20 protein-coding genes are annotated in these 23,184 nt (G+C 64.5%); 18 read left to right on the plus strand and 2 right to left on the minus strand.

Translation table 11 applies throughout. The features are described from left to right. Positions 1-148: 148 nt before the first annotated feature. Positions 149-1,495, minus strand: a complete 1,347-nt coding sequence (locus tag AC1DQ3_RS32710) for an MFS transporter (protein WP_477124261.1) — start codon at positions 1,493-1,495, stop codon at positions 149-151. Positions 1,496-1,890: 395 nt separating this feature from the next. Here AC1DQ3_RS32710 and AC1DQ3_RS32715 point away from each other — a divergent pair, with 395 nt between their 5' ends. The 10 genes from AC1DQ3_RS32715 to AC1DQ3_RS32760 all read left to right on the plus strand — a co-directional run bounded on the left by AC1DQ3_RS32715 (position 1,891) and on the right by AC1DQ3_RS32760 (position 13,109). After that, positions 1,891-2,388 (plus strand): flavin reductase family protein, encoded by a 498-nt coding sequence (locus tag AC1DQ3_RS32715; protein WP_477124262.1) that lies wholly within the window; start codon positions 1,891-1,893, stop codon positions 2,386-2,388. A 32-nt stretch (positions 2,389-2,420) separates the two neighbouring features. Beyond that, positions 2,421-3,653 (plus strand): acyl-CoA dehydrogenase family protein, encoded by a 1,233-nt coding sequence (locus tag AC1DQ3_RS32720; protein WP_477124263.1) that lies wholly within the window; start codon positions 2,421-2,423, stop codon positions 3,651-3,653. Positions 3,654-3,695: 42 nt separating this feature from the next. Further along, complete coding sequence (locus AC1DQ3_RS32725) at positions 3,696-4,586, plus strand: alpha/beta hydrolase (RefSeq protein WP_477124264.1); 891 nt, start codon at positions 3,696-3,698, stop codon at positions 4,584-4,586. Between the two features lie 56 nt (positions 4,587-4,642). Continuing rightward, the gene (locus AC1DQ3_RS32730) at positions 4,643-5,788 is read left to right on the plus strand and encodes a VOC family protein (protein ID WP_477124265.1); all 1,146 of its coding nucleotides are present in this window, start codon (positions 4,643-4,645) and stop codon (positions 5,786-5,788) included. 21 nt (positions 5,789-5,809) lie between these two features. Beyond that, positions 5,810-6,658, plus strand: a complete 849-nt coding sequence (locus AC1DQ3_RS32735) for a fumarylacetoacetate hydrolase family protein (RefSeq protein WP_477124266.1) — start codon at positions 5,810-5,812, stop codon at positions 6,656-6,658. 28 nt (positions 6,659-6,686) lie between these two features. Then, entirely contained in the window at positions 6,687-7,475 is a 789-nt protein-coding gene (locus AC1DQ3_RS32740) for an enoyl-CoA hydratase/isomerase family protein (RefSeq protein ID WP_477124267.1), read from the plus strand. Positions 7,476-7,516: 41 nt separating this feature from the next. Next, on the plus strand, positions 7,517-9,124 hold the full coding sequence (locus AC1DQ3_RS32745; RefSeq protein WP_477124268.1) for a class I adenylate-forming enzyme family protein: 1,608 nt from the start codon (positions 7,517-7,519) through the stop codon (positions 9,122-9,124). 90 nt (positions 9,125-9,214) lie between these two features. Next, positions 9,215-10,852, plus strand: coding sequence for a flavin-containing monooxygenase (locus AC1DQ3_RS32750; RefSeq protein WP_477124269.1), 1,638 nt, complete (start codon positions 9,215-9,217; stop codon positions 10,850-10,852). A 44-nt stretch (positions 10,853-10,896) separates the two neighbouring features. Next, complete coding sequence (locus AC1DQ3_RS32755; RefSeq protein WP_477124270.1) at positions 10,897-11,958, plus strand: porin; 1,062 nt, start codon at positions 10,897-10,899, stop codon at positions 11,956-11,958. Between the two features lie 134 nt (positions 11,959-12,092). After that, positions 12,093-13,109, plus strand: a complete 1,017-nt coding sequence (locus tag AC1DQ3_RS32760) for a bile acid:sodium symporter family protein (RefSeq protein WP_477124271.1) — start codon at positions 12,093-12,095, stop codon at positions 13,107-13,109. A 1,148-nt stretch (positions 13,110-14,257) separates the two neighbouring features. Here AC1DQ3_RS32760 and AC1DQ3_RS32765 read toward each other — a convergent pair. Continuing rightward, entirely contained in the window at positions 14,258-14,770 is a 513-nt protein-coding gene (locus tag AC1DQ3_RS32765) for a MarR family winged helix-turn-helix transcriptional regulator (RefSeq protein ID WP_477124272.1), read from the minus strand. Between the two features lie 136 nt (positions 14,771-14,906). Here AC1DQ3_RS32765 and badH point away from each other — a divergent pair, with 136 nt between their 5' ends. From badH to AC1DQ3_RS32805, 8 genes are all read left to right on the plus strand, one after another. Further along, positions 14,907-15,674: a 2-hydroxycyclohexanecarboxyl-CoA dehydrogenase gene (gene badH, locus AC1DQ3_RS32770; protein ID WP_477124286.1), complete on the plus strand. Its 768-nt coding sequence runs from the start codon at positions 14,907-14,909 to the stop codon at positions 15,672-15,674. Between the two features lie 29 nt (positions 15,675-15,703). After that, positions 15,704-16,486, plus strand: a complete 783-nt coding sequence (badI, locus tag AC1DQ3_RS32775; protein WP_477124273.1) for a 2-ketocyclohexanecarboxyl-CoA hydrolase — start codon at positions 15,704-15,706, stop codon at positions 16,484-16,486. 94 nt (positions 16,487-16,580) lie between these two features. Next, entirely contained in the window at positions 16,581-17,732 is a 1,152-nt protein-coding gene (gene aliB / locus AC1DQ3_RS32780; RefSeq protein ID WP_477124274.1) for a cyclohexanecarboxyl-CoA dehydrogenase, read from the plus strand. A gap of 48 nt (positions 17,733-17,780) precedes the next feature. Next, positions 17,781-19,424 carry a cyclohexanecarboxylate-CoA ligase gene (aliA, locus tag AC1DQ3_RS32785; RefSeq protein ID WP_477124275.1) on the plus strand — a complete coding sequence of 548 codons (1,644 nt, stop codon included), beginning with the start codon at positions 17,781-17,783 and terminating at the stop codon, positions 19,422-19,424. Positions 19,425-19,510: 86 nt separating this feature from the next. Continuing rightward, positions 19,511-20,287 carry an enoyl-CoA hydratase gene (locus AC1DQ3_RS32790; protein WP_477124276.1) on the plus strand — a complete coding sequence of 259 codons (777 nt, stop codon included), beginning with the start codon at positions 19,511-19,513 and terminating at the stop codon, positions 20,285-20,287. 31 nt (positions 20,288-20,318) lie between these two features. Then, entirely contained in the window at positions 20,319-21,479 is a 1,161-nt protein-coding gene (locus AC1DQ3_RS32795) for an acyl-CoA dehydrogenase family protein (RefSeq protein WP_477124277.1), read from the plus strand. Positions 21,480-21,493: 14 nt separating this feature from the next. Beyond that, entirely contained in the window at positions 21,494-21,925 is a 432-nt protein-coding gene (locus tag AC1DQ3_RS32800) for an electron transfer flavoprotein-ubiquinone oxidoreductase (RefSeq protein WP_477124278.1), read from the plus strand. Between the two features lie 36 nt (positions 21,926-21,961). After that, entirely contained in the window at positions 21,962-23,152 is a 1,191-nt protein-coding gene (locus AC1DQ3_RS32805) for an acyl-CoA dehydrogenase (RefSeq protein WP_477124279.1), read from the plus strand. The last annotated feature ends 32 nt before the right edge of the window (positions 23,153-23,184 follow it).

Consider the following 23,184-nt stretch of genomic DNA (forward strand, 5'->3'; position numbering starts at 1 on the left):
TGATTGATATCGTGTTCCATGCTGGCCTCCGCGCTGGAAATCGCCGGGTGTGGCATTGTCCACACCGTGCGGCTCTGGCAGTCATGCTAACCCGCGTTTGATTCCTCGCGGCGGGCCGGCCCTCTTGCCCTCAGGGGAGTCATACTGACTAGCGCACCTGGTCGAGACCTGCCCCCACCGGCTCCAGCGGCTTGCGCGCATGCCGGTTTCGGACCATGGTGATGGCCAGCGCCGAGCATACGCCTGGAATCGCGAAGACCATGAAGACACTCTGGATGGGCAGCGACAAGGAGAGAAGCAGGCCGCCCAGCAGCGGGCCCAGCATCCCGCCGATCCGGCCGATGCTAGAGGCGGTGCCCAACGCGGTGGAACGCACGTAGGCCGGGTAGTACTGTGACATGTACACCTGAACAAGGTTTTGCGCGCCCACCACCGGCGCACCGGCAATCGCCACCAGCACGTACATCCAGAACGGGTCCTTGTTGACCCCGAGCAGCAACATCGACACCGCGCCGGACAGATACAGCGGGATCAGCACGCCCTTGGAGCCGTACTTGTCGGCAAGCCGACCCAGCACGAGTGTGCCCACGATGGCGCCGCATTGCAGCACGATCAGGAATGTCAGGCTTGACTTCATGTCGAAGCCGGTTTCCAGCATCAGCTTGGGCAGCCAGTTGATCAGGCCGTAGCCCAGGATCAGGTGGAACAGGATCGCCAGGCTGAACATGACTGTGCTCAGGCCGCGGTTGTCACGGAACAGATCCGTCAGCGGCAGCTTCGCCTCGGACACGTCGGCTTCGAACGGCACGCTGGTGCGGTCGAGCGGCTTGCGCGGGTCGATTTTCGCGAGCAGGTCGAAGAGTTCCTGCCGGCGCCCCTGGCGGATCAGCACGAACGTGGATTCCGGCGTGTAGCGGTACGCCAGCGGCAGCAGCAGAAGCGGCGCGGCGGCGGCCCACAGCACGGACTGCCAGCCGAACGTCGGGATCAGGAGGATGCTGAACAGCGGGGCCAGGATGCCGCCGAGCGAGTAGCCGCACAGCACGATGGTCGCGATGGTGGTCCGCAGCTTCATTGGCGAGTAGTCCGTCAGCAGCGCGATAGCGTTCGGCAGTATTCCGCCGAGCCCCAGACCCGCGATGAAGCGGAATGCCGAGAACGTCGCGGGGCCGGCGGCGAATCCGCTCAGCGCCGTGAACGCGCTGAAGATCAGCACCGTGAGGAAAACCACGCGCTTGCGGCCCCAGCGGTCCGCCAGCATCCCGAAGACAATGGCGCCGAACAGCATGCCGAACAGGCTGTAGCTGCCGATCGCGCCCGCCTCGACTGGGCCGATTTTCCAGTCGTGCATCAGCGCCGGCACGATCGATCCATACACCGCCACGTCGTAGCCGTCGAACATCACCAGAAGAAACCCGATGAGCAGCAGGCGGAGGTGGAAGTGATTGAAGGGGCTTTCCTGGATGAACTCGCTGACATTCAGCCTTTTCGTCATGGACTTTGTCTCCGTTCGGCGCCGCGAACATGGGTGTCGTGTGCTCTATCTTGTGTGCCGTGTACGAAACACGGTCGCGTCGGCGTGCGGGGCTGGTTGCCTCGACACGTTGTTCGGGACTCTAGGCCCCGCCTCCGGCGCCCGTCCAATGCATTTCAGTCAGCAGACATGCCGGCCGTGCATCCCTCCTCGCAGCCGTGCGGTGTTGTCCCCGGCGCCTGGTGCCATTGTCCCTGATCGACAGCCATGCCCGGCAGCACATGCCGGGGCCGGGCCATGCCTGCGATGCATGGGTGCGGCAAAGACGGCATTTTTCGGGCGCCGTCGCGCTGCTTAGGATGACGTCAAGCCGGCCAGTTAGAAGCATCGCGGCGAAATCATTCAGGAGACAAAACATGTCCGAAGCAGTCAGCGAGGATAGATTCAAGGCGGCCATGAGGAATCTTGCCTCTGGCGTAACCCTGATCACAAGCGCGTCGGATGACGAGCGCGGCGGCATGACCGCCACGGCGGTTTGCTCACTCACCGCCGAGCCCCCTCAGGTGCTCGTGTGCGTCAATCGCGGCGCCGCTACCCACAGGATGATCGCGGAAAACGGCAAGTTCTGCGTGAACGTGCTGGGGCGCAATCAGCAGGAGGTGGCGTCCAGGTTCGCCGGCAAGGCGGCGTGGGAGGAGCGCTTCGCTTCGGGCGACTGGACGACGCTGAGCACCGGCGCCCCGGTCCTGGCCGACGCGCTTGCCTCGTTCGATTGCGTCCTGGTCGATGCGATCGACTCCGGTACCCATTCCATCTTCCTCGGCCGTGTCGTCGACGTGCGCGAAGCCGGCGAAGTGTCGCCGCTGCTGTACTACCAGAGCCAGTTCGCCGGCATCGCGGCAAACGCCGCGTGACATCCGCGATTGCAAGATCTCTCTCCAACATCATGGCAAATACTCAACTGAAAGTGGCGCCGCGCGAGCCTGACGCGGCATTCCTGTCCCATGCGATGGTCGACGACAGCTGGATGAGCGATGCCGAGCGCAGCGTCTTCCAATCGGTTCTGGCCCTCGTCCCCGATCTCCAGGCACGCGAGCGGCAGTGTCAGGCCGACCGCAACGTCCCCGCCGAGACGATCCAGGCCTTCCACAACCTCGGCCTCACGCGCATCCTCCAGCCGAAGCCGTACGGCGGCATGCAGGGCTCGACGCTGTTCCTGTCGCGCGTCGTCGAGGAACTGGCGATGGGCTGCCCGTCGAGCGCCTGGGTGCTGTCCGTGTTCGGTGAGCACGCGTGGGTGCTGGCGACGTTCCCCCGGGAAGCGCAGGAAGACATCTGGGGCAGCAATCCGGTCGCGGTTGCCGCATCGAGCCTGGCGCCACGCGCCACGGCGCAGGTTGTCGACGGCGGGTATCGTCTGTCGGGCACGTATCCGTTCGCCAGCGGCTGCCAGCACGCGAGCTGGCTCGTGGTCGGCGCCTGGGTGGAAACGCTCGCCGGCAGGGAGATGCGCTACATGCTTGTGCCGATGAGCGAAGTCGCCATCCTGGACGACTGGCAGACACTCGGCCTGCGTGGCACGGGCAGCAATACCGTCGCGCTGAAGGACGTGTTCGTGCCCACACACCGCACGGTGCTCGACCGCAGCCTGCAAACCGGCGACACGCCCGGCAGCGCGGTGCATCGCGACTACTCCCTGCTGCGCGCGCCGCGCGGCGCCTTCGCGATCTTCACCCAACTCCCCGTCACGCTGGCGCTGGCTCGGCGGGTGCTGGGCCACACGTGCCTGACCATGCGCGGCCGCGTGTCGCGCGGCATGACCACGCTGTCGGACTCGCAGATCATCCAGTGCAAGATCGGCGACGCCGCCGCCGACATCGACTCGGCCATCGCGATTGCCCATCAGCGGCACCGCCAGGTCCACGAAAAGATGTTGTCGGGCAGCGCACTCACGCAGGCAGACGCGATCGCCGCGCGGCGCGACTCCGCCTGGGCCAGCCGCGTGGCACGTCGCGGCATCGAAACGCTGGTGTCGGTGTCCAGTGCCGAGATCGTCCACGACCGCAACGACCTCCAGTCCTGGTATCGCGACTCGCTGACCACCGGCGTCCATTTCGGCGCCAACTGGGAAAGCGCCGTCGTGCCATATGGCCGCGTGCAGCTCGGATTCGCCGACTGACGCCCCTCTCTCATTTTTCTTATCGATTTCCGGGAAAAAGACATGACATCCGTAGTGGAAGACATCGCAGTGCAGGACGTGGTTTACCTCGAGCACGACGACACCAAACTGCTGGCCCGCATCTATACGCCGCAAGGAACCGGCCCGTTCCCGGCCGTGGTGGAATTGCATGGCGGTGCCTGGAGCAAGTTCGACCGCACGCGCGGCGAAGCCGTTCACCTGGCGCTGGCGAACGCCGGCTTCGTGGTGGTGTCGCTCGACTTCCGCCAGGCCAGGCAGGGCGCCTATCCGAAGTCGCCCGCCGACATCAATTACGGCATCCGCTGGCTGAAGGCCAACGCCGTGAAGTTCAACGTGGACGCCTACCGGATCGGCCTGTCGGGCAACTCCAGCGGCGGGCATCTGGGGATGCTGGTCGCCATGCGTCCCGACGATCCGCGCTACGCCTCGATCCTGCTGCCGCCCGGCTCGCCCGACGTCGATGCCAGTGTCAAGTGCATCTCGATGCTGTGGCCGGTCATCAACCCTTACGGCCGCTACCAGCATGCGAAGCGCCTGGTCACCGCCGGCAATCCTCCGGACTGGGCCCCGGAGGTCATCGGCCTGCACGACAACTACTGGCAGACTGAGGACAACATGAGCGAGGGCAGCCCGACCCTGATCCTCGAACGCGGCGAGAAGGCGGCGCTGCCGCCCGCGCTGTGGGTGATGGCGACCCAGGACGAGGTCCACAACTACCACGACCCCGAATCGGAGGTGCCCGGTTCCGAGGCCGACCGCTTCATTCACCGCTACAACGAAGCGGGCGGCGCGATCGAGCTGGCGGTCTACGACGCGCCGATGATGTTCACCACGATGCATCCGACGCTCCCGGCCTCCGTGTCGGCCATGCAGAAGGTCGTGGAGTTCGCCCAGCGCCATCTCGGTAACTGAACGTCACAGACTGATTCAGGAAGATAAACATGACTGCGAATCAAACGCGCTTTGCCGTGGGGGGCGTCGTCTTCCCCCGCCCGTTCTGCATCGTCCGCCTCGGACACCTGGGCCTGTGGCGCGCCGACGTCGACGAGAGCCGGCGCAAGATCGTCGACCTGCTCGGCTTTCGGCACACCGACCATCTGGTGAGCCGCGCGGGCGAGCCGCTCGGCTGCTTCACGACCTGCAACACCGACCATCACGCGCTGGTCGCGATCAGCCCGGCCACCGTCGAGGGCGCGCGCAAGGAGTACTTCGAGCGCGGCGTGACGCTGAACCAGATGTCGTTCCAGGTGAACAGCCTGCGCGAGATCAACGACGCGCACCGCTATTTCGTCGAGCGCGGCGTGCCGATCAGCCGAATCGGCCGCGACCTGCCGGGCAGCAACTGGGCCGTGTATGCGTTCGATCCGGACGGTCACCGCGTCGAACTGTTCTACGGCATGGAGCAGATCGGCTGGAACGGCGTCAGCAAGCCCGAGGCGATGTACGAACACCTGCCGCACACCGAATTTCCGCTGCCGCAACAGGCGGAAGCCGTGGAGGTGAAGACGGCGCGCGGCAACGGCATCGATCTCCTTTCCGGCTTTGGCCGGGAGTCCGAACTGCCGTACACGTTCGATGTGGGCGGTGTGCTGATGCAACGTCCGTTCCGCGTGGCGAACGTCGGCCCGGTGCGCATCTTCGTCGCGGACCTGGAGGCGTCGGAGCGGTTCTACGCCGAGATCATCGGGCTGCAGAAGTCCGAGGAGGTGGTGTACGAGGGCCAGCGCTGCGTCTTCCTGCGCGCGAGGTCGGAGCATCACAGCGTCGCGCTGATTCCGGTCGCGCTGCGCGAGCGGCTGCCGGTCAACCAGAACACCACGCTGCTGAGCTTCGGGCTCCAGGTGCAGACCTATGCGCAGCTAAAGGATGCGCGCGAGTTCCTGGCGGCGCGCGGCCTGCGCGAAATCCGGCTGCCGGCGGCGCTGCATCCCGGCATCGAATATGCCGCGCACTTCATGCTCGACGAAACGCATTGCATCCAGCTCTATTTCGAGATGGCCCAGGTGGTGCCGCCCCGGCGCGTCACGGCGGCTGAGGAGGGCGTCTGGCCCGACCAGCTTGAAGCGACGCCGTCGACCTACGCGGCGCAAGTGCGGCAAGGCCCGCTGGCGTGATCTGAACTCGGAGGAATACCCATGAAACTGGTGAGCTACCAGGTTGGCGGGCAGGCGAGCTTCGGCGCCGTGTCTGGCGACGCTGTCATCGACTTCGGCAAGCTGTTTGACGGCAGGATTCCGGACCTGAAGGCGTTCCTCGCCGCCGGCGCGCTGGCGGACGCGGCGGGGCTGATCGCCAGCCGCCCGGCGGACTTCCACCTGGGCGAGGTGCAACTGCTGCCCGTTATCCCGAACCCCGGGAAGATCTGGTGCTGCGGCCTGAACTACCACGAGCACGCCGACGAATGCGGCGCCACGCCGCCGGGCAAACCGGTCTTTTTCCTGCGCACGGCGGATTCCCAGGCCGCACACGGCGAGCCGATTGCCCGCCCCAGGGAGTCGACGCAACTCGACTTCGAGGCCGAAATGGCGGTCGTAATCGGCAAGGGGGGACGCCGCATCGCCGCAGAGGATGCCCACACGCATGTGGCCGGCTACGGCTGCTACAACGACGCGAGCGTGCGCGACTGGCAACTGCAGACCAGCCAGTGGGACGCCGGCAAGAACTTCTGGCGCACCGGGGCGTTCGGGCCGTGGCTGGTCACCGCCGACGAGATCCCCTTCGGCACCCCGATGGCGTTAGTCGCGAAGCTTAACGGTGTTGAAGTCCAGCGGTCGTCGACCGACATGATGATCCACGGCATCGCCGCTCAGATTGCCTATCTGTCGACGATCGCGCCGCTGGCGCCGGGGGATGTGATCGTGACCGGCACCCCAGGCGGCATCGGCGCGATGCGCAAGCCACCGCTCTGGATGAAGGCGGGCGATATCTTCGAAGTGAGCGTGGACCGGATCGGCACCCTGTCGAACACGGTCGCGGACGACTGACGTGAACGCCGAACGACAGGAGCCGGCCATGAGTGAAGCCGAAGCCAAAGCCGACGTCGCGCTCCACTACCAGGTGCGGGAGCGGACCGCAACGATCACGATGGACGATCCCGCGCACGGCAACGCGCTGTCGATCGGGATGATGTGCAACCTGCGCGACGCGTTCCGGGCGGCGCGGCGGGACCCGGAAGTCGACCTTGTGCTCCTGCGGGCGAATGGCCCCGTGTTCTGCGCCGGCGCCGATGCGGGCTGGATCGGCGCGCTGGTCTCGGGTGATGCGGCGCTCTGGCACGCGGGCATGGGGGCGCTGACGGGGCTGCTCGACGACATGTACACGTTTCCCAAGCCGGTCGTTGCGCGTGTGCAAGGCGCCGTGGTTGGCGGCGGGGTGGCCGTGCTGTGCCTGTGCGACGCCGTGATCGCGGCGCGCGAGGCGCGCTGGCGGTTGCCGGAGGTCAAGCTTGGGATGGTGCCGACGGCGGTGCTGCCACCCCTGCAAGGGGTGGTGCCGACCGGTTTGCTGCGGCGCCTGCTTTACGAGGACGGGGCCTGGGACAGCACGGCCGCGCTCGAATTCGGGCTGGCGACGCAGGTAGTCGATGCCGGCGAGCTGGATAACGCCGTCCAGGTGCGCGTCGAGTCGTGGCTGGTGCTGCCCGCCGCCACCTTCTCGGCGACGAAGAGCCTGCTGCGCTCGATGGACCGCGCCCGCTATCTCCGGCATGTGGCGATGGCGCAGCCTGAAGTCGACGCGGCGATCCACGGCGCCGACGCGAAGGAACGCGTGGGGGCGCTGCTGGCGAGCCAGTCGCGATGATTGAACGTTTTTTGGTGAGGCACAGAATGGGCGCAAATGAAATGTCGGTGCAACTGGCGGAGATTGCCAGGCATCGCGCGCAGGAAGGCGAGCAGATCCTCGCGGAAATGGCGGCCGCCGGGCCGATGACGTTCACGCGGTTCCTGCGGGTCCGGGCACGGCAATGGCTGGCGCATCAGGCGTTGGCGTTTCGGGGCCGGACCATGTCCTATGGGGCACTGATGGACCGGATCGACTCTGCACGCCATGTGCTGCACGAGCGCGGCGTCGGCGCCGGGCAGTCCGTGGCGCTGCTCATGGACAACAGCGATCACTACGTGATCTGGTACCTGGCCGTGCTCGGCCTCGGCGCGGTCGCGGTGCCATTGAACTACCGGCTCACCGCCGGTGAGGCGGCCTTCATTCTGGAACATTCGGGTGCGGTGCTTCTGCTGACACAGCCCGAGTACGAGCCGCTGACCGCGCAAATGCGGCGCGACCACGCCCTGGCCTTGCCGCAAGTCGTCCTCGATCCGGCCGACCCCGACAGCGGGCTTGGTGCGGCACGCCACGAAGCTGAACCCATGATCGAATCCGATACGTCGGCCGCGCTCTACTACACGTCGGGCACGACCGGACAGCCCAAGGGCGTGGTGCACAGCCATGCCTCGCTGATTGCCGATGCGCTGCAGTCGCCGCCGTCCTGGGAGTACGCGTTCAACGGCGTTCGGTCGCTGGCAGTCACGCCGCTCTTCCACATCGCGGCGCACACGATTTTTTTTCCGGTGCTGTTCCTCGGCGGCACGCTGATCGTCGATGCGTACATCACTGAGCAGACGCTTGCGCAAATTGCCGAGCAGGACGTTAACGCTTTCTTCGCGGTGCCATCGATCCTTCTGCTGATGGTCGACAGGGCCAGGGCGGCGGGGCGGACCCTTCCGGGCGTGAAGACGGTGATGTTCGGCGCGGCGCCGATGACGATCTCCAAGCTTGACGAGGTGCGCGCGCTGTTCCCGAATGCCGCGCTCGTGCATGGCATGGGCCAGACCGAATCGGGCGGCACGCTGGTCACGCTGCCCGGTGTCGCGGCTGCCGCGCGCGCCGGCTCGATCGGCCTGCCGATGCCGGGCGTGGAAGTGGCGATTTTCGACGGCGCAGACCGGCCGGTACCCGCCGGGCAGGTCGGTGAACTGGTCGCGCGCGGCCCGAACTTGATGCTCGGCTACTACCGCAATGATGAGGCCACGCGCGCGACGCTCGCCAACGGTTGGCTGCATACCGGCGACCTCGGCTACCGGGACGCCGAGGGCCTGGTGACGCTCGTGGACCGCAAGAAGGACATGATCATCCGCGGCGGCGAGAACATCTACTCGTGCGAGGTCGAGCAGGTGCTGCTCAGGCACCCGGCCATCAAGGCCGTTGCCGTCGTCGGGCAGTCTGACGTGATTTTCGGCGAGCAGGTGGCGGCCTTCGTCGTCGCCGATCCGGGGCTGCCTAGGCCGGGCGTCGAGGAACTCGCTGCGCACTGCCGCTTCAGCCTGGCCGACTACAAGGTGCCGGTGACGTTTCGCTTTGCCGACGCGCTGCCGCTGACCGCGACCGGAAAGATCAGGAAGGCAGAGTTGCGCGACTCGCTGCCGCCCTACGAGCGAGCGCGCACGCCGCGATAAGCGGCCCGCGAAAAGCGCCGGCAGGGGCGCGAACCTGCAAATCAAATCGAACGCAACCATCGATCCGGAATCTGGCGGAGGGAGACACTCATGACAAGCACGGAACATTCGACCCATTTCGACGCAATCGTCATCGGCGCCGGTATCACCGGCATTTATCAAACCTGGCAACTGCGCCAGATGGGCTTGTCGGTGCGCGGCTACGAAGCCGGCACGGACGTCGGCGGCACCTGGTACTGGAACCGTTATCCGGGCTGCCGGCTCGACACGGAGAGCTACGCCTACGGGTATTTCGGCCTGAACGGCATCGTCCCCGAGTGGCAATGGAGCGAGCGGTTCGCCGGCCAGGCCGAACTGCTGCGCTACGTGAATCATGTGGCAGACCGGATGGATATCCGCCGTAACTATCAGTTCCGCACCAAGGTGGAGCGCGCCACCTACGACAAGGGCGCCAACCTTTGGCGCCTTGACCTCGACGACGGCACGTCGGCAAGCTGCCGGTTCCTGCTGACGGCAGTCGGTCCGCTGTCAGCGACGCGCATGCCCGACATTCCGGGCATTGAGTCATTCCGTGGCGAGTCGTTCCATTCGTCGCGCTGGCCTCGCGACGAGAACGGCAACGGCCGGCTCCACGACTTCAGCGGCAAGCGCGTGGGCGTGATCGGCACCGGCGCCACCGGCGTGCAGATCATCCCGATTGTGGCGAAGACTGCGGCCAGGCTCAGCGTGTTCCAGCGCACGCCGAACTGGTGCACGCCGCTCGGCAACCACCCGCTCACGCCCGAGATGGTGGACCGTCTGCGCGGCGACCCGCAGACGTTTCTCGAGTTCATCAAGACCACCGAGACCGCCTTTCCGTACCAGCGGAACGCCAAGAAGGGCACGGAAGCGAGCCCGGAAGAGCGCCGGGAGCTGTTCGAGGCGCTGTACGACATGCCCGGCTACGGCATTTGGCTCTCCGGCTATCGCGACCTGCTGACCAACAAGGTCTCCAACAGCTACCTGGGTGACTTCATCGCGGCCAAGATCCGAGAGCGCGTGAAAGACCCGGCGACCGCCGAGAAGCTGATCCCCACGAACCACGCCTTCGGCACGCGCCGGGTGCCGATGGAAACGAATTACTACGAGGTCTACAACCAGGACAACGTGGAACTCGTCGATGTGGGCGAATCGCCCATTGAATGCATCACCCCGACCGGCATCCAGACCCGCGATCGCCATGTCGACCTCGACGTCATCATCTACGCGACCGGCTTCGACGGCGTGACGGGCGCGCTCGACCGCATCGACATTCGCGGCAAGGACGGTGTCGCGCTCAAGGACGCATGGGCCGACGGTCCGGCGACCTACCTGGGCCTCCAGGTGGCCGGCTTCCCGAACTTCTTCACGCTGGTGGGGGCCCACAACGGCGCGGCGTTTTGCAACATCGGCGTGTGTGGTGCGCTTCAGGTGGAGTGGGTGAGCCGCATGATCGGCCACATGCACGGCCAGGGCTTGCAGTACGCGGAGCCCAGCGTCGAGGCCCAGGAGCAGTGGACCGAGCAGGTCTATCGCGTCTACGCGAAGACGCTGCTCGCCGACAGCGATGCATGGTGGGTCAAGACCACCAAGAATCCGGACGGCACGTTGCGGCGCAGGGCGCTGATCTACGTGGGCGGCGCTCCCGAGTATCGCGACCACTGCGAGAACGTGGCCAAGGGCGGATACGAAGGATTCGTCATGCTTTGAAATCCGCTGCAATTCCATTCCATACAAAGAGAAACGGAGGAGACATGTTCAAACCAAATACCATGACCATTGCAGCCGGCGCGATGCTTGCCGCATTCGTACCGTCGGCGCACGCACAGCAGAGCGGCGTCAATCTGTTTGGCGTCATCGACACCGGCATCCAGTACGTCAGCCATGCCGGGCCCGGGGGCAACGGGAGCGTCACCCAGGTGTCGACTGGCAACACCGCGGCGTCGCGCTGGGGCATGCGCGGCACGGAAAGCCTTGGCAACGGCCTGTCGGCAATCTTCGCGCTCGACGGCGGCTTCAATAGCGATACGGGCACATCGGCTCAAGGTGGCCGGCTGTTCGGACGCCAGGCCTGGGTCGGCCTGCAGGGGGACTGGGGCGCCTTTACGCTGGGCCGGCAGAACAACACGCTCCTCGACCTGTTCGTGCCTCTTGAGCCCACGCGATACTCCACCTATGGCCTGTTGCCCCACGACCCGCAGTTCTTCAACCGTGTGGACAACGGCATCAAGTACACCGGCAATTTCGGCAACCTGACCGTGACGGGCCTCTACAGTGCTGGCTACGATTCGACCATCGCGAATGGCAGCGAAGTGCCGGGCGCCCCTCGCATCGGGCAGGAGTTCTCGGCGGGCTCGAGCTATACGATCGGCAAACTCGGCATGGCCGCCGCCTATGACCAGCGGCGCGGCGCATCCGCGGCGACGCAAGGCAATGTCGAGCGTCGCTATGTAGCGGCGCTGCTATGGACCGATGGCCCGTTCACGGCGCAGGCCGGCTATCGTTTCCTGCAGGGATCGACTGGCGCGCCTGCGGTACGGTCCAATCTTTACTGGCTCGGCGCCAGCTATAACTTCACGCCGGCCTGGGTGGTCCGCGCGGGGCTCTACCGCACCGACATCCGTAACTCCTCGAACGACGCAATGAGCTATGCGGTCACGACGGAGTACAGCCTGTCCAAGCGTTCGACCCTGTTTCTCAATGCGTCATACATGGACAATAAGGCCGCGTCGGCACTTAGCGTAGTGATCGGCGGGACGGGCTATGCGGGCGTCAACCAGACCGGCGTCGTGGCAGGGGTGCGCCACATATTCTGAATAGGCGGCGTGCTCGCCCGCGGGAGGTCGAGCTGGCAAGGGCGCGTGCCATTTGCCCTCGCGGGCATCCATGGCACGCGCTCGCTATTCAGTACAGCTAGTAGTGAAGAACCATATGATGGAGTGACGCCAACATGCTTGCCAAGCTCAAGAGACTCTACGACCTGATCGACGGCTTCGTCCTGATCATGTTGACCGCCATCGGCATCGCCGTGCTGGCCCCGCAATTCGGAAGCAGCGGCGGGCCGCTTCATCTGGGGCTGGTGACCAGCGTGGGTGTGGCGCTGGTGTTTTTCCTGCATGGTGCAGCCCTGTCGCGCGACAAGTTGGTGGCGGGAGCCCGGAACTGGCGCCTGCACGTGTTCGTGCAGGTGTTCACCTATGTGGTGTTCCCGGTGGTCGGCATGCTGCTGATGCTGTCGCTGCTTAACTCGGTGCCCGCCGACCTGCTGCTTGGCGTGTTCTACCTGTGCGCGCTGCCGTCGACGGTGTCGTCATCGGTGGCCATGACGTCGATGGCGCGCGGCAACGTGCCCGGTGCCATCTTCAATGCCACCATTTCCGGCCTGATCGGCATGGCCGTGACGCCGCTGCTGATGGGCCTGGTCATGAGTGCCAGTGGTGCCTCGATGCCGCTCGGCAAGGCGCTGACCGGTGTGGCGCTACAATTGTTGCCGCCGTTCGCGCTGGGGCAGCTGATGCGCCCGCTGATCAGCACGTGGCTGGCGGAGAACAGGCAGATCGCCAACAAGATCGACCGTGGCGTGATAGTGCTGATCGTCTATTCGTCGTTCTGTGACGCCACCGCTGCCGGTCTATGGAACCAGTACCGGTGGCAGACCATTGGCGCGGTCATGGGCTTGGCCGCGACGCTGCTGTTCGTGGTGCTGGGCACGACTACCTTCGTGGCGCGCCGCCTGGGCCTTTCGGTGGAAGATGAAATCACCGCCGTGTTCTGCGGCTCGAAGAAGAGCCTGGCCAACGGCATCCCGATAGCCAAGATCCTGTTCGCCGGCCATCCGGCACTGGGCCTGCTGGTGTTGCCGCTGATGGTCTACCACCAACTGAAGCTGATCGTGTGTTCGGTGATTGCGGCGCGCTACGCGAACCGCGATGCACTGGTGGGGAACCGCACAACAGCACGCACCTGAAGGACGGTGGGAGTGGCCAAAACCGGGCGGAAAATCCGTCAGAAAAGGTGTGTATTGTCTACTGACACTATCGGAGAACCCCCAAGCGCATCTCGATCCAGGCAAGCATTGAAGGAGAGGGAACGCAGCCCCTCAAGGTGATTACGGTCGGAGTTATCGAGCGCGGAGCCGATTCTGCGCCAGCATAAGGACACGAAGTCATTGGTCTATCGTACAGCCATCAGAAAGGCGAAGCTGCGAAGTCCTCGTTTTTACTCGTACTGCAGTGCATGCGGTTGGTCCGCAGGCACCAAGCGCGTGCTTTCGCCGCTGGCACAGGCGTTGCCACAACGCATACACCCACAGTGGGCTTGGCTGCAGTGCCGGTACGCCAGCGTGATGTCATATCGACTGGCACAGATCTTTCTGCGCGATGCATTCCCGGGCCGGCGGGAACTTCCATGCTCGAGCGTCAAGGTGAATGTGGGAAACGTAGGGTAACGCCTGGAGCAAGAGGCAAGGTGCGCGGCGATGGTGGCCGCGGCCGTGACTGCGCCACCCAGACGTCCGCCCTTGAGTGGTCCATCGGTCGCGCTGCAGATCGATGCAGGTTACATCAAGGCGCCAAGGCAAATCGATGGTACGTGATGGATTCTCGTGGTCGCTTCCAAGCTGGCTCCGAGGTCTGCGTGGCACTGATGCTTACTCGAAAAGCGGCTGCGTGAGTGCGTTATCAAAGCGGGCATGGTGAGTCGGCGCGCTGCCTGGAAAGGCCGGAGTCGCTGCGACGCGACACAGGGTGGGTTGGCGCTCGCAATCCGCTGGGGCGGGTGATTCGTTATCTGCGATGTTGCTCCCGCTATCTTGTCAACTATCAGCAGCGACGTGCGCAAGGGCTGCCTATTTCAAGCGCAGGAGCGTAGTCGGTCGTCGACTATGTGGTTGGTCAACGCATGAAGAGGAATGGGCACATGCGCTGGACGATGCCGGGAGCCAATGCGCTACTGAAGGTCAGATGTGCCGTTCTCAACGGTGAGGACATCAGCATTTTCAAGCGTTGGTACCCGCCTGGCAGGCGAATCGAGGGATTTTCGAAAGTAATCCCAGCGTTATAGATGGTGCCCCGGTTTTGGCCACTCCCATCTACAGACCGGCGATACAAGGGTCCTCTACTCAATCTCGACCTCGTCCGCTCCGACCCACTCGGCGTCAAGCCGCTGCATGTTCTCGAGGATCTTGAGCAAATAATGCAGCGCATGAGTCACGTCATTGCTCGAGAAGTCTGCCAAAAGTTGTTGATAGTACGCGCGGATCTTCGGTTGCGCCAAGACCAGCCATACATGGCGACCTGATTCGCTCATCGTTACGATTCGCGACCGACGATCCTGTGCGTCCGGCGCGATGGCCACATGACCATCGCGTTCCATGCGGCTGATGAGCCCGGACAGGTTTTGTCGGCTCACCATCAGGTACCTGGCAAGGTCACCAATACTCATGCCGTCTTGCGCCTTCTTCCGCGACAAGGCCCCAAGGACCGCCCATTGCTGCGTGGTGAGTCCCTCCTCCTCAACGGCGCGGCTACCCGTTTTGTGCAACATATTGGCACATTGGTACAAACGAAAGAACAACCTATTGGCAAGTTCAATCTTGACGGATAGTGCAGTTATATCAGGGTTATCCATGATTATTCCACTAAAAATTTGGCTTGCAAATGGCTACGGTTGTGCCTAGTATAGGTCAACATATTTACTTATTTGCGTTGACGTTCAGACGTACATTGGCTCAATTTGGGAGCCTTGACAAGCGATAGGAGGCATGATGCAACGATTCGAAGGCAAGACGGTGGTGATTACTGGCGGGGGTGGTGGGATCGGCGGCGCGACCTGCCGTCGATTCGGCAGGGAAGGCGCGCGCGTTGCGGTGTTCGACCTAAACCTCGAGGCGGCGGAAAAAGTGGCCGTTGCCATCCGGGCCGACGGTGGGCTTGCCGAGGCGTTCCCTTGCGACATCACGGACCGTGCCAGCGTGGAGGCTGCCGTCTCGGCGACCGAATCCACGCTGGGCCCGATCGACGTGCTGGTCAACAACGCGGGCTGGGATGTGTTCAAGCCCTTCACCAAGACGGAGCCGGCGCAATGGGACAAGCTCATTGCGATCAACCTGACCGGTGCACTGCATATGCATCACGCCGTGCTGCCCGGTATGTCGGCACGCAAGAAGGGGCGCATCATCAACATTGCATCGGACGCGGCACGTGTCGGCTCCTCCGGGGAGGCGGTCTATGCCGCCTGTAAGGGCGGTCTGGTGTCGTTCTCCAAGACCATTGCCCGCGAGCATGCACGTCACGGGATCACCGTCAACGTGGTCTGCCCGGGCCCGACGGATACCGCGCTGTTTGCCGAATACAAGGAAGGCGCGGGCAACCCTGAGAAATTGATGGAAGCGTTCACGCGTTCCATTCCCCTGGGCCGCATCGGCCAGCCGGACGACCTGCCTGGAGCCGTGCTGTTCTTCGCGAGCGACGATGCCGCCTATGTGACAGGCCAAGTACTGAGCGTGTCGGGCGGCCTGACGATGAACGGTTGATGCCGGCAAACACAAGAGGAGCTAGAGACATGAACTTCGAAGACATTCTGTACGAGAACCGCAACGGCGTGGCCTGGATCACCATCAACCGGCCGGACAAGATGAACTCGTTCCGCGGCCAGACCTGCGATGAACTGATCAAGGCTTTGAACAAGGCCGGCTACGACAAGAGCGTAGGGGCCATCGTGCTGGCCGGCGCTGGCGACCGCGCCTTCTGCACTGGCGGCGACCAGTCGGCGCACGACGGCAACTACGACGGCCGGGGCACGATCGGCCTGCCGATGGAAGAACTGCACGACGCCATCCGCAATGTGCCCAAGCCCGTGATTGCGCGCGTGCAAGGCTTCGCGATCGGCGGCGGTAATGTGCTGTGCACGATCTGCGATCTGACCATCTGTTCGGAGAAGGCGATCTTCGGCCAGGTAGGGCCCAAGATGGGATCGGTCGATCCAGGCTATGGAACCGCGTTTCTCGCACGGGTCGTCGGCGAGAAGAAGGCCCGCGAAATCTGGTACATGTGCCGACGCTATTCGGGGCAGGAAGCTGTGGCGATGGGCCTCGCCAATGTGTGCGTGCCGCACGACCAGCTGGACGCGGAAGTGCAGAAGTGGGGCGAAGAACTTTGCGAGCGCAGTCCGACGGCACTGGCCATCGCCAAGCGCAGCTTCAACATGGACACGGCACACCAGAGCGGCATCGCCGGCATGGGCATGTACGCGCTGAAGCTGTACTACGACACCGAAGAATCGCGCGAAGGCGTGGCAGCGCTCAAGGAAAAGCGCAAGCCAGAGTTCCGGAAGTACGCGAAGTAAAGGCGACCGCCACGAATTTTCTCGTGCCACTTGGCGCGCCCGCCGAGCGCGCCAGCCCACTCCTTTTTGCCCTGCTCCTCCAGGAGACAAGCCAATGAACCCCTATCTCAATGAAGACCTCGTAACACTTGGCGACCACGCACGGCGCTTCGCAACCGACCGCATCGCGCCGGGTTACCAGGAGCGCGACGAGACCCGCGTCCTTGATCGTACCCTCATGCGGGAGATGGGCGAGATGGGGTTCATCGCCCCGGAATTGCCGGAGGAGTATGGCGGCCAAGGCCTGGGATGTCTTGCCGCCGGCGTTATCCACGAGGAGGTCGCCCGGGCCGACCTGAGCCTCTCATATATCAACCTGCTGGCCTCGCTCAACGGACAGATCCTTGCGCACCACGGCAAGCCGGAGGTGGTGCGCCCCTGGTTGACGCGGCTCACGCGCGGCGAAGCGTTGCTGGCGATCGCGCTGACCGAACCGCGCGGCGGCTCGGATGCCGCCAACCTGCGGCTGCGGGTCGAGCGCGTCGGCGACGAATACGTGATCAACGGTGAGAAGACCTCGATCTCGGCGGCTGACCAGGCCGATGCGACGGTGGTCTTCGGACGTACCGGCACCACCGAGTCCGCGGCGCACGGCGTCACGGCGCTCCTCGTACCCATGGACCTGCCCGGGATCACGACCAATCGCTTCAACTGCCATGGGCAACGGGCGATCGGGCGGGGCTCGATCTTCTTCGAGAACGTGCGTGTCCCGGTGGACCACCGGCTCGGCGACGAGAACAAGGGCTTTGTGCAGGTGATGCAGGGCTTCGACTTCTCGCGGGCGCTGATCGGGCTTCAGGTACTCGCCGTGGGCCGCGTGGCGCTTGAGGAAACCTGGGCCTATGTCGCGGAACGGCAGGCGTTCGGCAAGCCGCTCTCCGCTTTCCAGGGCGTATCCCATCCGCTGGCCGATTTCGACACGCAGGTCGTGGCGGCACGGCTGCTATGCCTGCAGGCGCTGTGGTTGAAGGACAACGGCGCACCGCACAGCGCGGAGGCCGCTATGTGCAAGTGGTGGGCCCCGAAGCTGGCCTACGACGTCGTGCACCAATGCCTGCTGATGTATGGGCATGGCGGCTATGACCGCGGCTTGATGGAGCAGCGCCTGCGCGATGTGCTGGGCTTCCAGATCGGCGACGGCACCGCCCAGATCATGAAGACCATCATCGCCCGCGACCGTGCCGGCCGTGGCGCGGTGCCGGCCTGAACAAGCCTGTTCCCGCTTGTTCCCCATAACGAAAAAAGGAGACACCCCATGGAATTCGACTCCGTCCTGCTGGCGCCACGCCGCGCCGGGAGCATCGCCAAGGGCTACTGGCACGATCGCACGATCAATGGCGATCTGGACGCTTGCATTGCCGCCTGTCCCGACAAGCTCGCACTGACGGCCGTTCGGGTCGAAACGGGGGAAACGCGGCGCTTCACCTATCGCGAACTGGGCGCGATGGCGGATCGGATCGCCGTGGGGCTGGCCCGCCTGGGCGTTGGGCAGAACGACGTCGTGGCGATGCAGCTGCCGAACTGGTGGCAGTTCAGCCTGCTCTATCTGGCTTGTTCGCGTATCGGTGCAGTGCTCAATCCGCTGATGCATATCTTTCGAGAGCGCGAACTCTCGTTCATGCTCAAGCATTCGGAGGCGAAAGTCCTGGTCGTGCCGAAAGTGTTCCGAGGCTTCGATCACGAGGCAATGGCTCGATCCCTGCAACCGGGCTTGCCATCACTGCGGCGCATCATCGTCGTGGGCGGCGACGGTGCCGATGACTTCGAAACATTGCTCACGATTCCGGCGTGGGAGCGGGAGGCAGACGCCAACGCCATCCTGACAAGCCACCGGCCGGGCCCCGACGACATCACGCAGCTGATCTACACCTCCGGCACCACCGGCGAACCCAAGGGCGTGATGCACTCGGCCAACACCTTGATGGCCAACATCCTGCCGTACGCCGAGCGCCTGAATCTAGGCCAGGACGACGTCGTCCTGATGGCGTCGCCAATGGCGCACCAGACCGGCTTCATGTACGGCCTAATGATGCCCATCATGCTGCAAGCCCGTGTGGTCCTGCAAGACACATGGGAGCCGAACAAGGCCATCGAACTCATCCGCACCGAAGGCGTCAGCTTCACGATGGCCTCGACGCCATTCCTGACGGACCTCACCAAGACCGTCCAGGACACCGGCGGCGCAGTGCCAAGCCTGCGCACCTTCCTGTGCGCCGGGGCCCCCATCCCAGGCCCGCTGGTCGAGCAGGCGCGCCGGGTACTGGGCACGAAGATCGTCTCGGCGTGGGGCATGACGGAGAATGGCGCGGTCACATTGATCAGGCTCGATGACGAGGACCAGCTCGCTTTCACCACCGACGGCTGCCCGCTCCCCGGCGTGGATTTGCAGGTCATCGATTCCGGCGGCAAGCCGTTGCCACCCGGCGAGGTGGGCAGGCTTGTCGTGCGCTCCTGTTCGAACTTTGGTGGCTACTTGAAGCGGCCGCAATGGAACGGCACGGACGCCGATGGCTGGTTCGACACCGGCGACCTGGCCAGCATGGACACCAAGGGTTACATCCGCATCAGCGGACGCAGCAAGGACGTGATCATCCGTGGTGGCGAGAATATTCCCGTGTTCGAGATCGAGGCGCTGCTCTACAAGCACCCCGCGGTCGCGCAAGTCGCCATCGTCGCCTATACAGACCAACGCCTTGGCGAGCGAGCCTGCGCCGTGGTCGTGCCCAAGCCGGGTCAGCATCTTGAGCTGGCCGGTATGGTGGAGTTCCTCAAGGCGCAGAAGGTCGCGATTCAGTACATCCCGGAGCGGCTGGTCGTGCGCGACGCGATGCCCGCCACCCCCTCTGGGAAGGTCCAGAAGTTCAAGCTGCGCGACATGTTGAGCGACGGCACACTCTGACGAGTCATCCGTCCCTGACCAGGAACCCGGGGCGGTTCCCGGCCGGACGGTCACCGTCGACTTAGTCCCTCCAGGAGAGATAAGAAATGGAAGAGCACGTGGTTCTCGTCGAACGCAACGGGCGTGTCGGCATCGTCACGCTGAATCGGCCGCAGCAACTCAACGCCCTTAACGACGCCGTGATGGACCGGCTGGGCGAAGCACTGCTGGCGCTCGACGCGGACGAAGGCATCGGCGCGATCGTCCTTACCGGCGGCGCGAAGGTCTTCGCCGCCGGCGCCGACATCGCGGCCATGGCCGACTGGTCCTACATGGACGTTTATCGCAGCGAATTCATTACGCGAAACTGGGAGACGATCCGGCGCGTACGCAAGCCGGTGATCGCCGCGGTCGCGGGCTTCGCGATGGGTGGTGGCTGCGAGCTTGCGCTTTCATGCGACCTCATCGTCGCCGCGCAAAGCGCGAAGTTCGCGCTTCCGGAGATCAAACTCGCGATGCTGCCTGGCGCCGGCGGAACGCAGCGTTTGCCTCGCGCGATTGGCAAGGCCAAGGCAATGGACATGTGCCTGTCGGCGCGCCAACTCGATGCAAGCGAGGCCGACCGTTACGGGCTGGTGTCGCGCGTTGTCGCCGATGAGCGGCTGATGGAGGAAACGCTCGTGTTGGCCACCGCCATCGCCGGCTACTCCTTGCCGGCACTGATGGCGATCAAGGAGTCGGTCAACCGGGCCTACGAAGCCTCGCTGAGCGAAGGCATTCTGTTCGAGCGCCGGCACTTGCACGCGCGCTTCGCGAGCGATGACGCGCATGAAGGCATGAATGCCTTCCTCGAAAAACGAAAACCGGTGTTCGGTCACCGCTAAGTTCACCCCATAGGACCAGGACGTAATCACCATGGCCATTGACAACGAATCCTTCGAGCTCTTGCTCGCCGCCGTGCAGCGCTTCGTGCGCGAGCGGCTTGTTCCCGCCGAAGACGCGGTGGAAGAGCAAGACGAGGTGCCGGCCGACATCGTCGACGACATGAAGGCGATGGGCCTGTTCGGCCTGTCGATCCCCGAGGAGTATGGCGGCATCGGCCTGTCGATGAGCCAGGAATGCCGCGTCGCCTATGAGATCGGGCACACCGCGCTGGCCTTCAGGTCGGTCTTCGGCACCAACGTCGGCATCGGCTCGCAGGGCATCCTGATGGATGGCACCGAGGAACAGAAGCGCGCTATCCTGCCGCGCGTCGCGACGGGGGAACTGATCATGTCCTTCGCCCTGACGGAGCCCGACGCGGGTTCCGACTCGGCCGCGGTCAAGACCCGCGGCGAACGTGACGGCGAAGACTACATCCTGAACGGCAGCAAGCGCTTCATCACGAACGCGCCGCGCGCCGGCGCGTTTACGCTGATGGCGCGCACCGACGGTCCTGGCGCCGGCGGTATCTCTTCGTTCATTGTTCCTGCCGGCCTGCCCGGCCTGAGCCTGGGCAAACCGGACAAGAAGATGGGCCAGCGCGGAACCAAGACCTGCGACGTCATCCTCGACAACGTGCGGGTGCCGGCTGCCAGCATTATCGGGGGCAAGCCGGGCCAGGGCTTCAGGACGGCCATGAAGGTGCTGGACCGCGGCCGCCTGCATATCTCGGCAGTCGCCTGCGGCATGGCGCAGCGCATCCTGGACGAGGCGGTGGGCTACGCCCGCGAACGCAAGCAGTTCGGCAAGCGCATCGGCGATTTCCAGCTCGTCCAGGCCATGCTCGCCGACAGCCAGGCGGAACTCTATGCCGGTTGGACCATGGTCCAGGACTGCGCACTCCGGTATGACGCCAAGCCCGCGGGGCAGAGCGATCCGGAGGTGAGCATGCGGGCGTCGTGCTGCAAGCTCTTCTGCACCGAGATGGTCGGCCGCGTGGCCGACCGCGGCGTGCAGGTACACGGTGGCTCGGGCTACATCAACGAGTACCCGGTCGAGCGCTTCTACCGTGACGTACGCTTGCTGCGCCTGTACGAGGGCACCACCCAGATCCAGCAACTGATCATTGGCCGCGAGCTGATGGGTCGCGACTGAAACGGTGCCTGATCATGGACTCCCAACAGATCCTGCAGCAGTTCGGCCCGCGCGAAGCGATGGCGTATGACTTGGTCGTGGTCGGCGCGGGGCCGGCCGGCCTGGCCACGGCGATCCGGCTTAAGCAGCTGGACCCGAACCTCTCGGTGGTGGTGCTCGACAAGGGCTCGGAGCCCGGCGCGCACATCCTGTCGGGCGCGGTCATGGATCCGCGCGCGATGGATGAGCTCCTCCCCAACTGGCGGGAACTCGGCGCCCCATTGCGCCAGCCGGTGACCGGCGACGACCTGCTGGTGCTCAGTGAGGATGACGACGGGAGCGACCGCCTGCAGATCAATGCGCAGAACTGCGTGCACTGCAAGACTTGCGACATCAAGGACCCGACGCAGAACATCGTCTGGGTCACCCCAGAGGGTGGCGGCGGGCCGAACTATGCCGGGATGTGATCGCCCGGTCCACACCTGATCCAACAGGAGACTCACATGCATTCCAACTCCACGCGCCAAGACTTTCGCTGGGATGACCCATTGTTCCTGGACGGGCAAATCTCGACCGACGAACGCGCCGTTCGCGACGCTGCCCAGGCTTACTGCCAGGGGCAACTACTGCCACAGGTGCTGGACGCATTCCGGTACGAGAAAACCAATGCCGGCGTGTTTCGGGAGATGGGAGCCCTGGGTCTGCTGGGTCCGACGATTCCCGAGGCCTACGGCGGTGCGGGCCTGAACTATGTCAGCTATGGCCTGATCGCGCGCGAAGTCGAGCGCGTGGACTCCGGCTACCGTTCGATGATGAGTGTGCAGTCCTCACTCGTCATGGTGCCGATCAACGCATTCGGCAACGAAGGCACGAAGCAGAAGTATCTGCCCAAGCTGGCCTCGGGTGAGTGGATCGGCTGCTTCGGCCTGACCGAGCCTAACCATGGTTCGGACCCGGGCAGCATGGTCACCCGCGCGCGCAAGGTCCCCGGCGGCTACAGCCTCACCGGCGCCAAGATGTGGATCACCAACAGTCCCATTGCCGACGTGTTCGTGGTCTGGGCCAAGGACGACGAGGGCGCGATCCGTGGCTTCGTGCTGGACAAGGGCGCCAAGGGCCTGTCCGCTCCCGCGATCCACGGCAAGGTCGGCCTGCGCGCCAGCATCACCGGCGAGATCGTGATGGACGAGGTGTTCTGCCCCGAGGAGAACGCCTTCCCGGCAGTACGTGGCCTTAAGGGGCCATTTACCTGCCTCAACAGCGCCCGCTATGGGATCGCTTGGGGAGCACTCGGGGCCGCGGAGGATTGCTACCAGCGCGTGCGGCAATACGTGCTCGACCGCAAGCAGTTCGGCCGCCCGCTCGCGGCCAATCAACTGATCCAGAAGAAGCTGGCCGACATGCTGACCGAGATTTCCTTGGGGCTGCAGGGCTGCCTGCGGCTGGGCCGCATGAAGGATGAAGGCACGGCGGCAGTCGAGATCACCAGCATCATGAAGCGAAACAGTTGCGGCAAGGCGCTGGAGATCGCGCGCACCGCGCGCGACATGATGGGTGGCAACGGCATCAGCGACGAATTTGGGGTGGCGCGCCACCTGGTCAACCTCGAAGTCGTCAATACCTACGAGGGGACACACGACATTCACGCGCTGATCCTGGGGCGGGCCATCACTGGCATCGCGGCGTTCAACTGATCTGTACTTGAGGGCAAGGCCCGCCGCCCGTT

The organism is Cupriavidus sp. 01T418 (assembly GCF_056398885.1).

Bases quoted from the DNA above. Each gene is read 5' to 3' on its own strand.
- AC1DQ3_RS32710 (WP_477124261.1), bottom strand. From the start codon at position 1,495: ATGACGAAAAGGCTGAATGTCAGCGAGTTCATCCAGGAAAGCCCCTTC.
- AC1DQ3_RS32715 (WP_477124262.1), top strand. From the start codon at position 1,891: ATGTCCGAAGCAGTCAGCGAGGATAGATTCAAGGCGGCCATGAGGAAT.
- AC1DQ3_RS32720 (WP_477124263.1), top strand. From the start codon at position 2,421: ATGGCAAATACTCAACTGAAAGTGGCGCCGCGCGAGCCTGACGCGGCA.
- AC1DQ3_RS32725 (WP_477124264.1), top strand. From the start codon at position 3,696: ATGACATCCGTAGTGGAAGACATCGCAGTGCAGGACGTGGTTTACCTC.
- AC1DQ3_RS32735 (WP_477124266.1), top strand. From the start codon at position 5,810: ATGAAACTGGTGAGCTACCAGGTTGGCGGGCAGGCGAGCTTCGGCGCC.
- AC1DQ3_RS32740 (WP_477124267.1), top strand. From the start codon at position 6,687: ATGAGTGAAGCCGAAGCCAAAGCCGACGTCGCGCTCCACTACCAGGTG.
- AC1DQ3_RS32745 (WP_477124268.1), top strand. From the start codon at position 7,517: ATGTCGGTGCAACTGGCGGAGATTGCCAGGCATCGCGCGCAGGAAGGC.
- AC1DQ3_RS32750 (WP_477124269.1), top strand. From the start codon at position 9,215: ATGACAAGCACGGAACATTCGACCCATTTCGACGCAATCGTCATCGGC.
- AC1DQ3_RS32755 (WP_477124270.1), top strand. From the start codon at position 10,897: ATGTTCAAACCAAATACCATGACCATTGCAGCCGGCGCGATGCTTGCC.
- AC1DQ3_RS32760 (WP_477124271.1), top strand. From the start codon at position 12,093: ATGCTTGCCAAGCTCAAGAGACTCTACGACCTGATCGACGGCTTCGTC.
- AC1DQ3_RS32765 (WP_477124272.1), bottom strand. From the start codon at position 14,770: ATGGATAACCCTGATATAACTGCACTATCCGTCAAGATTGAACTTGCC.
- badH (WP_477124286.1), top strand. From the start codon at position 14,907: ATGCAACGATTCGAAGGCAAGACGGTGGTGATTACTGGCGGGGGTGGT.
- badI (WP_477124273.1), top strand. From the start codon at position 15,704: ATGAACTTCGAAGACATTCTGTACGAGAACCGCAACGGCGTGGCCTGG.
- aliB (WP_477124274.1), top strand. From the start codon at position 16,581: ATGAACCCCTATCTCAATGAAGACCTCGTAACACTTGGCGACCACGCA.
- aliA (WP_477124275.1), top strand. From the start codon at position 17,781: ATGGAATTCGACTCCGTCCTGCTGGCGCCACGCCGCGCCGGGAGCATC.
- AC1DQ3_RS32790 (WP_477124276.1), top strand. From the start codon at position 19,511: ATGGAAGAGCACGTGGTTCTCGTCGAACGCAACGGGCGTGTCGGCATC.
- AC1DQ3_RS32795 (WP_477124277.1), top strand. From the start codon at position 20,319: ATGGCCATTGACAACGAATCCTTCGAGCTCTTGCTCGCCGCCGTGCAG.
- AC1DQ3_RS32800 (WP_477124278.1), top strand. From the start codon at position 21,494: ATGGACTCCCAACAGATCCTGCAGCAGTTCGGCCCGCGCGAAGCGATG.
- AC1DQ3_RS32805 (WP_477124279.1), top strand. From the start codon at position 21,962: ATGCATTCCAACTCCACGCGCCAAGACTTTCGCTGGGATGACCCATTG.